Source organism: Streptococcus sp. 27098_8_73 (assembly GCF_041432495.1).
In the GTDB taxonomy this organism is placed as follows: domain Bacteria; phylum Bacillota; class Bacilli; order Lactobacillales; family Streptococcaceae; genus Streptococcus.
The window spans coordinates 96,359-111,343 of record NZ_JAPVZT010000006.1; the positions used below are offsets into that span (position 1 = coordinate 96,359).

Genomic DNA, 14,985 nt, shown 5'->3' on the forward strand with positions numbered 1-14,985 from the left:
TTAAGCTGGTCAAGAAAAAGATTTTCTCAGAGATACGGTTGCAGAGCCTTGGACAGCATCGCATAGCCAGCAATAGTCAAGTGCAAGCCATCCGTCGTAAAATCCTCCCGCAGCTGACCGCCCTCATCCAAGAAGCTAGCATAAAGGTCGATAAAATGGACATTGGTATAGATGCTTGCTAGGTCTTGGTAGGCACGATTGAGGGCCTGGATTTTCTCATTCGTCCGGATATAAACCGTCCCTTTGTACTGTTCTTTCTCATTCACAGGAAGGACGGACAGCAACTGGATCTGAGCTAAAGGATAGTCACGGGAAATCTCCTGAATAACTGCCTCCAGATTGGCCAGTGTTTCAGTTTGAGGCATCTCCTTGCCAATGTCGTTGGTTCCAATCAGGAGAAAGACCTTGTCTAGAGCCTGCCCAAAAAGATGGGCATCCAAGTTCTCTAAAAGCAAATCAGTCTTGTAGCCACGAATGCCACGATTGACCAAGGTTTTAGGACTTTGCAATAGCTCATGCAGCGGGAAATATTCCACAATCGAATCACCGATAAAAATAATCGCTGGCTCTTTTACCGCGAGCTGATTCAGATCCCGATAATTTTTCTGGATCTTTGCCTGCTCATTTAAAAGCCACTGTTCTAATAGTTGAACTGCCATTTAGACTCCTTTTTCTAAGTATTGCTCAATCACCTGCAAAACGCCGGCCTCTGCATTGGCTGGTGCCAAGCGACTGGCAATACGCTTAATCTTCTCATCCCCATTTTCCATAGCATAGGAGAAATCCGCTAGTTCCAGCATTTCCAAGTCATTTTCGCTGTCGCCAAAAGCCATGATTTCCTTGCTTTTGATTTGCCACCGATCCATGAGCTGGCGAAGTCCCCAAGCCTTGTGAAGACCTTCTTGGATAATGTCAATTGCGCCATAGCCGCTGGTTACGGCACTCAATCTTCCAGCAAATGCTGTATTGATCTGCCGCGTAATCTCTTCCGCTTGCGCCTCATTTACCATAACGCTCATCTTCAGAACTTCTTCAAACGGATGATTTTGCAGATTGGGTACGAAATTCATTCGTTTGTAGAAATGGGCCGCCATTTCTTCTGTCATAATCCTGCTAATCATCGGAAAATCAGTGCCGTCCTGAACAAAGCCACCTTTAGTGGAAGTGACCACCAGATGCACCTCTCGTTCTTGCCCCTGAAAATAAGCCAGCGTGTCCGCAATCAAATCAGGCTGCCAGAAAGTGCCCAGCAACATTTCATTCTTTTCAAAGATTCTAGCGCCATTAGCGACGATCAGGGTTATACGCTCTGTCAAATCGCCCAACAATAAACGCATTCTCTGAATTTCATTGCCCGTCGCAATGACAAACTTGATGTCCCGCTCCTCCAGCTGGTCTAAAACTGCTGTCAAACGTGGCAAATCCAGCTCTCCTCTAGGATCCAAAAGGGTGCCGTCCATATCCGTAGCGATCATTTTGATTGGCATCTTCCCACCTCATTTCTATAGTCTCAGATACTTATTTTTCACTTTATTCCATAAATATTTGAGATAAGCTTTCCCTTTTAACTTTTCGACTAATGATTTTTCAAAATCTTTTACTTGGGCATTAACTTGACTTTTAGCACTTTTCCCCGCAATCGCATAGCAACTCTTAGCCGTATGGTAACCAGCCAAGCCACGATTATTCTGAGGGGCTTTGAAGGCCTGCCCTCCATTTCGAATCGCCAGCTTACGAAACTGGGGATCCCACTGGGCTGGACTTTTGACATCGTAGTAATAATGGGAACTGTGATTGAAAAACGAAGGTTTCTTCCCATAATTAAAACTAGCTCCATTGACTAGCCCATTTTGACTGCTCTTTTCTGGATCTAGGATATTGAGAAAGTGCCCTTCCCTATCCAGAATAAACTCGGTATGGAAACGATGGAGAATCTTGATATTGGCCTGATAGGGCTGCTGGTCTGGATAGGTCACCTTGCCCTTATTGACAAAGGCTTTATTGTGCAACCGCGAAGATTCCCAGAGCTGGCAGTCTGGGTCAGGATGCGCCTGAAAATAGGCTACAAGAGCCTGGCCGTCTGTCATCCCAGGCTTACGAAAATGCTCTCTAACCCACTGGGCTTGCTGACTGGAAATAACGTAGCGAAACTGGTGCAACTGACCTTTTAACCGTTGATTGCCACTGTCTGAAATAAAGTCTGTCGGGGAAAAAGCCTGCCGAATCGTTTGAGAAAACTGGCGCCAAAAGGGAGCATGAGGCGATAAGTCCGGATGCATGCGCGAGAGCAGTTTGGTGATTTCTGCTGCTTCCCCGCTCAATTCATCAGGCATGTCCATATAGATCATAGCTAGCTCTAACAAGTTCTCAGCTTGTTGAGGCTGGACTGCTTGGCATTCAAAAGACCACAGTTTCTGAAAGAGCGGACTGCCAAATATAAGGGCCTCCTCAAAAAGGCTTTGGCGAGCTGATTCATGTGGTAATGACGCCATTTCTGTTAGAAAAACTTTATCAAGAGCAGCTTGAGACCAGCCGAGCGCTTGTAATTCTAGGCAGTATTGCTTGATTTCTACTTCCATCACCATCCACATCCATCATATGAAATTTCTTCAGCACCGTTCTGGGCTTCGCTAGCAGGTTCATGCAGCCTTCGATATCTCTCCTATTTATCTCTAAATATGCCAAAATTTCATGTAAAAGTCAACGTACAAAGGAACATTCAAGCTCAAATTGTATTCTTTCAGCATTTTTTGCTATACTAGTCTTAGGAAAACAACGAGGACAAAAGATGACGCCAAATAAAGAAGACTATTTAAAATGTATTTACGAGATTGGCACGCGCCAGGGAAAAATCACCAATAAAGAAATCGCCCAGCACATGCAGGTTTCTCCGCCAGCCGTGACGGAGATGATGAAGAAAATGCTGGCTGAAGAACTCCTAATCAAGGACAAAAAGGCCGGCTACCTGCTGACTGACCTAGGTCTTCAGCTGGTCTCTGACCTCTACCGCAAGCACCGATTGATTGAGGTGTTCTTGGTTCAAAAGCTAGGCTACACCACGGACGAAATCCATCAGGAAGCCGAAATTCTGGAACATACCGTTTCTGAACGCTTTGTCGCAGGCTTGGAAAAAATGCTAGATTTCCCTGATACCTGCCCTCATGGTGGCACAATCCCAGCCAAACACCAGCTGCTGAAAGAAAAATACCATCAAACTCTGGCCTCCGCTCAGGAGCCTGGTAGCTACCTCATCCGCCGTGTCCACGACGACTTTGAGCTTTTGGCTTATCTGGAAAAGCACAATCTAAACATAGACCAAGAAATCAATTTCCTCCAGTATGACGACTACAGCCAGCTCTATCAACTAGAAGTAGACGGCCAAGCAATCCAAGTTAGCCCTATGATTGCCCAACAGATTTATGTAGAAAAACTATAAGCAGGATCCAGTTCAGACTTTTTAGTCTAAACTGGTTTTTTATTGACAAAGATAAGATGTCGGAATATAATAAGTATACTTACAAAATATCTAGAGGGAAAGCTAATGGAAACATCGCAGTTTAACTCCATCTACAAGGATGAATATAAAAAATCAACCGGTCTGCTCTTTATCCGCACCTACCACAAGTGGCATGGGCTGATTAAAAATGAGCTGAAAACCATTGATTTAACCCATCCTCAGTTTGTCGTTCTGACCTCTCTTGCAGCGCTTCTGCGTCAGCAAGAATGGGTGAGTCAGACCGATATTGCCCGATTTTCTGACATGGATGTCATGACCGTATCCCAAATCATCCGCCTCTTGGTCAAAAAAGAATTGATCATGCGGGAAGTCCATCCCAAGGACAGCCGCGCCAACATCATACTTCTAACGGATACGGGTCTACAAAAGGTCAACCAAGCCCTTCCTCTGGTAGAAGGCATTGATCAGGCATTCTTTGGAAAATTAGAAAATAATACAGAAACATTAAACCAACTCTTAATAGAACTGGAGGCAGAAAATGACTAGATTTTGGGTGGGTGTCGTATCAAAAGAACACGTCCTAAGAGGTGTAGAGGGAGGCTTTTGCCAAGTCTGCCATGGAAAGAAAGCACCATTGAACCGAATGGAAAAGAGGGACTATCTTCTGTACTACAGCCCCAAGTATCAACTGAACGGTCAGGAAAAATTGCAGGCCTTTACAGCAGTTGGCAAGATTCTAGATGACATTGCTTATCAAGTAGAGATGTTTGAAGGTTTTTTCCCATTTCGGCGAGATGTCAGCTACTACCAGCCTGTCAATGACTGCCCCATTGAGCAAGTCCGACAACATCCTCAGTGGCGCCAATATGCTTCACAGATAAGATACGGACATTTTGAAGTTTCAAAAGAATTTTTTCTCTATGTCTTTGAACAGATGAAGGAAGAATAGGAGTCTGGGACATCCCGACCTCCTATTCTTCGTATCCGATGTCATATGCTCTATAATTGTTGTAGCAGGAATTATGGAGTTTTTTTAGGAAAAATCCTATCTACCTTACTGAAAAGAATAAATCAAATCATATCACAAACCGCCTAGAAAGACCAAGGCTTTTCTGATCAAAATAATACTCTAGACACTTCCACTTCATCACGTTTTTTAAAAGAAAGAAAAGATCCTATTTCCCCCTTGCAAACCTTTTCACTTTTTGCTAGAATGATGTCAAAAAATTAAGAAGGACAAATTATGCCACAAAATCTCTTTAAAGAATTGGCTCAACTGGAGCAAGTGGAAGCTCTGGCTCTCGGAGGCTCACGGGCCGGCCAACATTTTGACCAAGACTCAGACTATGATGTCTATGTCTACCTGAGCGCTCCTCTCGCGCCAGCCATCCGCCAAGAAATCCTCAGCAAGTACTGCTCCTATATGGAAATTGGCAATCAATTTTGGGAACTGGAAGACGACTGCGTCCTCAATAATGGTATCGAGATTGAGCTGATTTACCGCTCGCTGGACGACTTTGACCAAGACCTTCGAACTGTCGTTTTAGAGCACCAAGCCCAGAATTCTTACACTACCTGCATGTGGTACAATCTGGTCCACAGCAAGATTCTCTACGATCGAGATGGCCGCTATGCTGCTCTCCAGAGCAAGTACAGCCTGTCCTATCCGGCTGAGCTGAAAAAGAATATCATCAGCAAGCAGCTCCTGCTTCTCGACCAAGCTATGCCAGCTTTTTCAAGACAGATCAAAAAGGCCCTCAAGCGCCAAGATCTGCTCAGCATCAATCACCGCAGCAGTGAATTTTTCGCCTCTTACTTTGATGTGATCTTCGCTCTCAATGAGCAGCTCCATCCAGGCGAAAAGCGCATGCTCCAGTATGCCAAAGAAAATTGCTCCCGCCTGCCTCAGGATTTTGAAGCAAATATCCAAGACTACTTCCAACATCTCTACCAGCCAGACCAGCAACAGAAAGCGGCCCTAGCCTTGGATAGCCTCCTAGACAATCTTAAGCACTTGATTGAGGCATCCATCTAGAATTTCAACAAATAAAAAGCTCATGAAACCAGTTTTTCAGCTGATTCATGAGCTTTTTACTATTTTCGACAAGCAAATTGAGGCTTATTTGCTAAAGATTGACTGCCTGAAGTCGTCTGTTTCACGAAGATAGGCATTGTAAATCTTCTTCTTGAGCAGGTTGACCCAGCTAGCTTCAACACGATTTGTCGCATTGGTAATGTTGCGCACATCCTCCGCGACCGCTTCGTCCATCAGCTTCTGCATCTCTGCATACGAGCGAATGGTTACTTGCTTGGTACTGTTTGGATTTCTGAGTTCGTACTCGATGGTGATCGGTTTGAGCTTGGTTAGCTGGTCAATCCGCTCTTGGTACATGGCCTTCTTGAAGGATGCCCAAGAGTCATACTCACCCTTGAATACATTTTCCAAGACCTTCTGGTCGGTCACCAGACCAACGTCTCTCCTGAGCCAGCCATCCCAAGTTATCTTACCTTCTGCGACAGCTTCTTCGGAGAATTTCCCTGAAACATAAGGGACAAATCCTTCATGGTAGCCCTTGGCTGCTAGTAATTCATAGGCCGTGCGACGGAACATGACATCGCCTGGCGCCCCAGTCGGGTTGCTCAAGGCTGAGTAGATTGGCGAGAAGAGGCTGAGACTGAGGTAGCCATTGCGTGGGTACTGTCCGCTATCCTTATTCTCCCGACGGGTGACGACATCATTGTCAATCAGGGACTCAAAGCTGGTCAGCTGCTTGATTTCCTCAGCAGTAAAGCTGCGCGTCTGGTTACCAGCATGGGTCTGCTTACCATATTTATCTGTGATATAGTAATTCTCCATCTTTCTGAACCACTGGAGCTTGGCTGCATCGCTCTGCTTGACCATTGAAGTCCCCTCTAGGTAATCCAGCGTGTAAATCATGTCAAACATACCATGGACATAGTGCTGCAAATCTGCTGCATTTTGAACACGTTCCTTGAAGTTGTAGGTATGCATCCGTGTCTTAGAATCCTTGTCCGTCTTGAAGAGGGTATTGAGGGTAATGGTAGGCTCATTTGGACTTGGTGTAGACTGCAATAGACCACGCGCATAGAGCTCAGCCCCCAACCCTTCGCGGCGACCATAACCTTCAAAGTAGATAGAACCATCGGAATTATGCGTCATCTCATGGGTGTAAACGGAGTTCCCATAGTCTTCTAACAAGCGAGCAGCATCAAAGTGGGTGACACTTCCCGTAGCATAGGCATTGTATCCCTTGCTTGGATACCACTTGCCGGCTGGTCCAAAGAATTCCTGCATAGCTAGTGATTTCTTGTCATTAGCTGGAGCCCAATATCTTTTACCATCCTTGTCAACCAATGAGAATCCATCGTAAACCAGAACAGAACGGAAGAGCTTGTCCTTGCTTTCAGGACTTAGGATCTTATACCAGAAATCATAGTGGTCACGCTGCCATTCAGCTGACTTTCTAACTCGGTCTTCGACATACTCAACCAATTCTGCATCTGTTCGCACCCTGTTATTGGCATCAAGGCGGTAGCGATCATAAGCTCCCATGGAGACGGTGGACATATTGGAGATGGCGTAAACACCCTTCTCAGTCATGGTCAAGAGTGGCAGGAGCATGCCCTTGTGTTCCCAATTGTCCGCAGTAATCTTGTCGTAAACGCCGACAGAATACTTGCTCTTGTCCTTAGCTGTATCTTGAAGCTGTCTAGCTTCTGCCACATCCGACTTAGCCTCAACGATGTAGGCTTTTGTATTGGTCTTGAGCCACTCGTTATTGGTCTTGTCTGGCAGGAAGAGCTGGCGATAGCTTTCCAGATAGTTGAAAAGGCCACGCTTACTAGTTGCTTCAGAGAGCGAGTTATCGTAGGCCAGATGGTTATTCTTGGCCTTGAGATTTTCAAAACCAGACTGACCGAGTGCAATGATGGTGTCTAGCGTCGAAGCCTTATGATTACCAAAGAAATCAAACTTATAGGCCGACAAATCCTTGACATTAGTCTTGTCATAGTTGATATTATACCAACGGTTGAGATAGGTCAGACCCAGCAGGAATGCTTCCTTATTGGCTCTAATCTTCTGAGCTACATAGTCAGCTACAACATCGCCTTCAGTATTGATGGACTTGTCCATAGCCAGAACCTTGCGTAACTCTTCTGCCAGCTTGGTCTTGACTTGCTCAAAGGCTGTATCCAGATAGAGCTCATCCAGAGAAGCATCCGCATTCACGCCTAAAACAGTTCGCATGGCTGGTGAGTCAAGGACAACCTTGCTCAACTCTGGCAGCACTTGATTGAGAACCCTGCTATAGTCTGATAGGAAGGCTTCTGGAGTATAAAGGAGGTCTAAGCCATTTACAGTGTATTCTGCGATAGCTTGATGTTTGAAATCTCCCTTATAGGTCAGATTTAGATAATCAACCGTCTTATCCTCAAAGTGCAGCATCAGGCGGTTAATCGCAGCCTTGTTGCTATGGATATCGGTGATCATCTGGTCGCCCTTCATCGGAACCACATCCAGCAAGTACTCTCTAGTGAGCTTGTGATTATCTGGAAGTTTATTTCCGTAGGCAACGATGGTTTCCTTATTGTAGAATGGAAGGAGTTTTTCCATATTAGCATAGGCTATCAGACGGTCTTCACGAGCATTCTTTTCCTTGCTGTAGTCAACCGTATGGAGATTGAGATTGCTGTCTTCTAGCGTGGTCGTAATGTCTAGGCTCGCCAGCTTCTCTTCGATCTCGTCCAAAGTCAGAGTAGACGTGACAAACTGATCATTGCCTAAAGTTTCGTTTCCTTCAACGGCATAGGCTTCTTTTATGCGATCATTCTTGTAATCTTGGTCGCCAGAAATGCTGTAAACATTTGTACCGCTGACATTGCTGATAACATTGTCAATCAAGCCATTGAAATAATTAGAACCAACCACTCCGCCGATTTGACCATTCTTCGTGGAATTTTGGATCTTTCCAGTCACATAGGAACGGCTGATGCGAGCATTGTCTTCCAAGCGACCAACCAGACCTCCGAAGCGCTGTTCGTTTGTTCGAGCACCTGCCAGAATGGTCACATCTGCCCTGCTCTGACTGAGCAAGGAATTTCCTCCCTTGAGGTTGGCAACCAAACCGCCGACATTATAGGCCTTGTACTGCTTGTCATTGGCCTGGATAGTTCCTGTAAAGGAGCTGTTGGTGATTTGGCTATTGCTTGCGACAACGACCAAACCAGCTACCTGGGAAGCATTGCCCACTACCGACACTCTACCTTGAGCAGAAACATCCGTGATTCGCGCATTATCTGCACTACGGGCCAAGGCGGCAGAGTCATAGGTACCGATAATATTGACCTCTTTCAGGTCCAGATTAGAAATAGAGGAACCACTCTTGAGGTTTTCAAACAAAGGCTTGGCTAGATTATAAATCGCATACTGCTTGCCATTGTGATTACCAGTCAGACTGCCTGTGAAGTTTCCTCGGAGATAGACATAATCCGCAGGTGCCAGACTGACCTCACTCGCATCCAAATCAGCTCCTAGAACAAAGTTGCCAGCCATATTTTTCTTCATGGCGTCTACCAAACCAGTAAAGCTCGTGTAAACATTTTGCTGACTAGGCACTGCCCTGCTGATATAGAAGTCATAGCCAGACTTGTAGCCTGTTTCGCCCTCTTGTACCAGCTCAGGCAGAGAAACTCTTACCTTATAGACAGCCTTGCCATCCTTCTGGCCTTCTGCCATGCTGTGAACCGGCAGGAGCATATCCTTGGATTCACTCGATTTGACTTTGACAAAGTAGGTAGACAGGTCTGTAGGTATAGCGGTCATGGAAACGACACGCTTGAACTGGTCCTTTTCTTTTCTGTAAAACTCTGCCGAATCAATATCACGGAAGGAAATCTTCTTGTATTGCAACTCAAAGTTGCGGCTATCTTTTTCAAGGTCAGTCAAGCTGCCAGCATCCAGCTCATAAGTCAGCTTAGTTTTCAGGGTATAACCTGTGTAGTAGTCCAAGTCATCAATCTTCAGACTTCCTGCTACATTGTCAATCGGAAGCGAGCGAACAAGCTGGTCTCCCTTGTACAATTCAGCTGTCGCTGATCGCAAGGATTTTGTCTTGTCTTCCAATCTATATTGAACCGTGACCGACTTGTCCTCTGGATTTTCTGTCAGACTTAAGATCGAAACTGTCGGCTTAACCTTAGGCACGCCATTTAGAGCCGTCTTGCTTGCTGTCAGGCTGGCAAAGGCTTGATTGACCTGCACTTGTGTGGCGATTTGATTATTCAGAACTCCTTCTGCCTTGGCCAATTCGTTCGTATAAGCTGCTTTCCTATCTGCATCCGCATTCTTGTATTGGACAGTCGTCTGCACAATTCTGCCCAAATCATGTTCATTTCGCAAGCGTGTTTTGTCTACTTCAAGCCCCTGTAACTGAGCCTTGGCTTGATTGATTTGGTCCACTAGCTGATTGACTTCCGCTTGGCTGGCTTGTGACTGATTGAGAAGCGCATGACCTGCCACTAAAGCAGCATCATAGGCTGCTTGGCGACTTTGACTATCGTTGAAATAACGAGCCTGAGCCTTGATTTGCTCCGCTTCTGTCAGTAGATCATGAAGCGAAATCAAATCGAACTCTTTCAAGGCTTCCACTTGCGGGGCATCACTTGGTACCATGTGCGGTTTTATTGTGCCGACTTTGACAAGCTGAGCAACTGCTGCCCGCGTTTCCTCATTGGACAGCTCTTGACGGTCAATTTCCTGACCGTTGGAACTATAGATACGAGTCTTGATGGTCCGTTCGCCGGGTACACCTGGAGTGACGATGTGGCGGGCACCTTGTACAAGCTCATCCGTTTCTTCCTCTCGAGTGGTAAAATCGATTTTCTCTACTCGCGTTTCATCCTTATAAGTCAGCGGATATTCTGGTAAAGCGGGCTCTTGCGGCGCAGTGCTCGGTACCATATGTGGCTTGCCTGTGCCAATTTTGACAACTTGTGTGACTGAGGCTAAAGTTTCCTCATTGGACAGCTCTTGACGGGCAAATTCTTGGCCGTTAGAAGTATAAACTCTAGTCTTGATGGTCCGTTCGCCCTGCACTCCTGGAGTGACGATTTGACGAGCACCCTGCACAAGATCATCCGTCTCTTCTTCACGTATGGTGAAGGCGATTTTCTCTACTCGCGTTTCATCCTTATAGGTCAGCGGATATTCTGGTAAAGCGGGCTCTTGCAGCGCAGTGCTCGGTACCATATAGGACTTGGCCGTGCCAATTTTGACAACTTGCGTAACTGGGGCTAGCGTTTCCTCATTGGACAGCTCTTGACGGGTAATCTCTTGGCCGTTGGAAGTATAGATACGAGTCTTGATGGTCCGTTCGCCCTGAACACCTGGAGTGACGATGTGGCGAGCACCTTGGACAAGTTCATCCGTCTCTTCCTCTCGCGTAGTGAAATCGATTTTCTCTACTCGCGTTTCATCCTTATAAGTAAGTGGATACTCTGGTAAAGCGGGCTCTTGCGGAGCGGTGCTCGGTACCATATGTGGCTTAGCGGTGCCGACTTTGACAAGCTGCGTGACAGGGGCTAAAGTTTCCTCGTTAGACAACTCTTGACGGGCAAGTTCTTGGCCGTTGGAGGTATAAACTCTAGTCTTGATGGTACGTTCGCCCTGCACACCTGGAATAGCGATTTGGCGGGCACCTTGGACAAGCTCATCCGTTTCTTCCTCTCGAGTGGTGAAGTCGATTTTCTCTACTCGCGTTTCATCCTTATAGGCCAGCGGATATTCTGGAAGGGCAGATGCTTGCGGCGCAGTGCTCGGTACCATATGTGGCTTGGCCGTGCCGACTTTGACAACTTGTGTGACTGGAGCTAAAGTTTCCTCGTTGGACAATTCTTGGCGGGCAAGTTCTTGACCATTGGAAGTATAAACTCGAGTCTTGATCGTACGTTCACCCTGAACACCTGGATTGACGATTTGACGAGCGCTTTGGACAAGTTCATCTGTTTCTTCTTCATGTGTAGTAAAGTCGATTTTCTCTACTCGCGTTTCATCCTTATAGGTCAGCGGATATTCTGGTAAAGCAGACTCTTGCGGAGCGGTGCTCGGTACCATGTGTGGCTTGGCTGTGCCAATTTTGACAACCTGCGTGACGGGGGCTAGCGTCTCCTCGTTGGACAATTCTTGGCGGGAAATTTCCTGACCGTTGAAACTATAGATACGAGTCTTGATCGTACGTTCACCCTGCACACCTGGAATAGTGATTTGGCGGGCACCTTGTACAAGCTCATCTGTTTCTTCTTCACGTGTGGTGAAGTCGATTTTCTCTACTCGCGTTTCATCTTTATAAGTCAGCGGATATTCTGGTAAAGCGGGCTCTTGCGGCGCAGTGCTCGGTACCATATGTGGCTTGGCCGTGCCGGCTTTGACAACTTGTGTGACTGGAGCTAAAGTTTCCTCGTTGGACACTTCTTGGCGGGAAATTTCCTGACCATTAGAAGTATAAACTCTAGTCTTGATGGTACGTTTGCCCTGCACACCTGGAGTGACGATGCGACGAGCGTCCTGAGGTAACTCATCAGTATATTGTTCCTCGATGTTAAAAGCAATCTTCTCCACACGAGTTTCATCCTTTGCAACCAACTCTAACTCAGGAAGTTCATGGACTGGAGCAGTATCAGGGACTGTGCCATAACTAGTAAGCTCGGGAACCTCGTGCACAGGAGCGGTATCGGGGACCGTGCCATATCCAGTTAACTCGGGAACTTCGTGTACAGGAGCATTATCAGGAACGGCGCCATAATTAGTGAGCTCAGGAACTTCGTGTACAGGAGCGCTATCCGGAACCGTGCCATAGCCAGGCAACTCGGGGACCTCATGAACCGGAGCGCTATCTGGAACAATGCCATAATCAGTTAACTCAGGAACTTCGTGTACAGGAGCATTATCAGGAACCGTGCCATAGCTAGTTAACTCAGGCTTCTCGTACACGGGGGCACTAGCGGGAACTGTACCATAGCCAGTGAACTCGGGAACTTCGTGTACAGGAGCATTATCAGGAACGGTGCCATAGCTAGATAACTCAGGCTTCTCGTGCACGGGGGCGGTATCGGGTACCGTGCCATATCCAGTTAACTCAGGGACTTCGTGCACAGGAGCGCTAGCGAGGACCGTACCATAACTAGTGAGCTCGGGAACCTCGTGTACGGGAGCGCTATCTGGGACTGTGCCATAGCTAGTTAGCTCGGGAACTTCATGAACGGGAGCGCTAGCGGGAACGGTGCCATAATCAGTGAGCTCAGGAACCTCATACACAGGAGCATTATCAGGAACGGTGCCATAATCAGTTAACTCAGGCTTCTCATGCACGGGAGCGGTATCTGGAACCGTACCATAATCAGTTAACTCGGGAACCTGGTGCACGGGAGCGCTAGCAGGTGCTGTACCATAGTCAGTTAACTCGGGAACTTCGTGCACGGGAGCGCTAGCGGGAACTGTACCATAATCAGTTAACTCAGGCTTCTCGTGCACGGGAGCGCTAGCGGGAACCGTGCCATAATTAGGCAACTCAGGAACCTCGTGCACGGGAGCGCTATCTGGAACCGTACCATAACCAGTCAACTCAGGAACCTCGTGCACAGGAGCGGTATCTGGAACCGTGCCATAGCTAGTTAACTCCGGTTTCTCTTGTACGGGAGCGCTAGCGGGAACTATACCATACTCATTTAACTCGGGAACTTCGTGCACAGGAGCATTAGCAGGAACAGTGCCATAATCAGTGAGCTCAGGTTGCTCGTGCACGGGAGCATTAGCAGGAACAACGCCATAGCTAGGCAACTCGGGTTGCTCGTGCACGGGGGCACTATCTGGAACCGTGCCATAATCAGTTAACTCAGGTTGCTCGTGCACAGGAGCGCTAGCTGGAACCTCATGAACCGGAGCATTATCAGGGACTGTGCTGTAGTCAGACAACTCGGGAACTTCGTGCACGGGAGCGCTAGCGGGGACCGTGCCATAGCCAGACAAATCTGGAACCTCGTGCACAGGAGCGCTATCCGGAACTGTACCATAATCAGTTAACTCAGGTTTCTCGTGCACGGGAGCACTAGCGGGAACCGTGCCATAACTAGTGAGCTCGGGTACCTCGTGAACGGGAGCATTATCGGGAACTGTGCCATAATCAGTTAACTCAGGCTTCTCGTGCACAGGAGCGCTAGCTGGAACCGTGCCATCCACAGGTAACTCAAGTTTCTCATACACGGGAGCGCTATCTGGGACTGTGCCATAACTAGTGAGCTCTGGAACTTTATGTATTGGAGCTTCTTTAGGTACAGCCTTATTTGCTGCAGTCCCGACTAAAACAACTTCTGAAATAGGCTCAGTGGTTACTTGATCAGAAATCTGCCTGCTCTCTACGACTTTTCCCTCAACACTATAGTGGCGTGTTACGATCTTGCGAATCCCTGGAATGCCCGCGCGGATCACTCGAGATTGTCCTTCGGCTAAGTCATCTGAATACTGATACTCCGTTTTATAGGGAATTTCTTGGGTCTGGGTCGCTGCTTGACTTGTAAATTGCAGTTCTGGTCGCTCATGAACTGGCGTTTGACGAGCAAATTGTCCTTCTTTAGCAGCAATTTCCTCCCTTTCCTTCTGGGAGAAATGGTCTCCGCCAGCAGGCTGCGCCTCTTTCGGAGCTTCAATATTCTTAGGGCGACTTGCTAACTCTTTCAACTCCTGATCAGGCTGACTAGCTGAGGCTTCCTTTTGAAGGGCTGGAAGCTGAGAATTTCCTCTTTGAGCCAGTTGATGCTGCGCTTCTTTTTTAAGGTAACCAATATACTGGTAGCCAGCAATTTTCAAAGGTTCTGGCAACTGATCGCCAACGGCCAAAGTCAGACTTTGATTATAGGCAGCCAAATCCGTACTGCTGACTGCCAAAACAGAAGCTGGCGGAAGCACAGAACCCAAGCCTGTCACAAGTAAAATAGAAGACAGGTATCTCTTGCCATTTTTCCCTCGCGCCAGCACTAAAACAACCAAGGCCAGACCTGTAGCTGCAAAAGCCGCTTCCAAAAGACCTGACTCGCCTGTCTTAGGGAGCCTTCCTAACAAGCTTTCCTGCTTTGTCGGACGGTAAACCAAATAATAAGCGTCCGAATTTTCTTCCGCAAATTTGGGTAGTTCCTTCACAATAGCAGCTTTTTCAGCCTCAGTCAGATCGCTCTCCACCACATAGTGGTACTGAACGACGGTAGACTGATTGGCAGATACTTCCGCTGCCTCGACAGAGTTGACAGCTCCTCCCATTGTCGTACACAAAAAGAAGCTTCCGATAGTAGCGGAAACTAGACCTACAGACAGCTTTCTAAAAGAATAGCGCTGGTATATGTCACCAGTGACTCTTTTTTTCATAAAATTCCCTTTTCTTCATATAATAAACTAATAAAAATTTTACTGAATTTTACTCAAAATTGCAATCCCTTAGCCTTATAAAATACTTTTCTTT

8 protein-coding genes are annotated in these 14,985 nt (G+C 47.0%); 4 read left to right on the forward strand and 4 right to left on the reverse strand.

The genetic code is table 11. The features are described 5' to 3' along the window. Positions 1–26: 26 nt before the first annotated feature. The 3 genes from O3651_RS05720 to O3651_RS05730 are packed head-to-tail and all read right to left on the reverse strand — an operon-like array spanning position 27 to position 2,585. On the reverse strand, positions 27–659 hold the full coding sequence (locus O3651_RS05720) for an SGNH/GDSL hydrolase family protein (RefSeq protein WP_371609849.1): 633 nt from the start codon (positions 657–659) through the stop codon (positions 27–29). After that, on the reverse strand, positions 660–1,487 hold the full coding sequence (locus O3651_RS05725) for a Cof-type HAD-IIB family hydrolase (RefSeq protein WP_371609850.1): 828 nt from the start codon (positions 1,485–1,487) through the stop codon (positions 660–662). Positions 1,488–1,502: 15 nt separating this feature from the next. Further along, the gene (locus O3651_RS05730) at positions 1,503–2,585 is read right to left on the reverse strand and encodes a DUF3114 domain-containing protein (RefSeq protein ID WP_371609887.1); all 1,083 of its coding nucleotides are present in this window, start codon (positions 2,583–2,585) and stop codon (positions 1,503–1,505) included. 203 nt (positions 2,586–2,788) lie between these two features. On the opposite strand from O3651_RS05730, the gene O3651_RS05735 reads away from it, so the two are divergent. From O3651_RS05735 to O3651_RS05750, 4 genes are all read left to right on the forward strand, one after another. Continuing rightward, entirely contained in the window at positions 2,789–3,436 is a 648-nt protein-coding gene (locus O3651_RS05735; RefSeq protein ID WP_371609851.1) for a metal-dependent transcriptional regulator, read from the forward strand. Between the two features lie 105 nt (positions 3,437–3,541). Next, positions 3,542–4,003 (forward strand): MarR family winged helix-turn-helix transcriptional regulator, encoded by a 462-nt coding sequence (locus tag O3651_RS05740; protein ID WP_371609852.1) that lies wholly within the window; start codon positions 3,542–3,544, stop codon positions 4,001–4,003. After that, a complete protein-coding gene (locus O3651_RS05745) occupies positions 3,996–4,406 on the forward strand; it encodes an EVE domain-containing protein (RefSeq protein ID WP_371609853.1) in 411 nt (136 codons plus the stop codon). Before O3651_RS05740 ends, O3651_RS05745 begins: the two co-directional genes overlap by 8 nt. A gap of 294 nt (positions 4,407–4,700) precedes the next feature. Further along, positions 4,701–5,492, forward strand: coding sequence for a DUF4037 domain-containing protein (locus tag O3651_RS05750; protein WP_187421792.1), 792 nt, complete (start codon positions 4,701–4,703; stop codon positions 5,490–5,492). An 84-nt stretch (positions 5,493–5,576) separates the two neighbouring features. Here the strand turns inward: O3651_RS05750 and O3651_RS05755 are convergent, their stop codons facing one another. Beyond that, a complete protein-coding gene (locus tag O3651_RS05755) occupies positions 5,577–14,891 on the reverse strand; it encodes an SIALI-17 repeat-containing surface protein (protein WP_371609854.1) in 9,315 nt (3,104 codons plus the stop codon). Positions 14,892–14,985 lie beyond the last annotated feature (94 nt).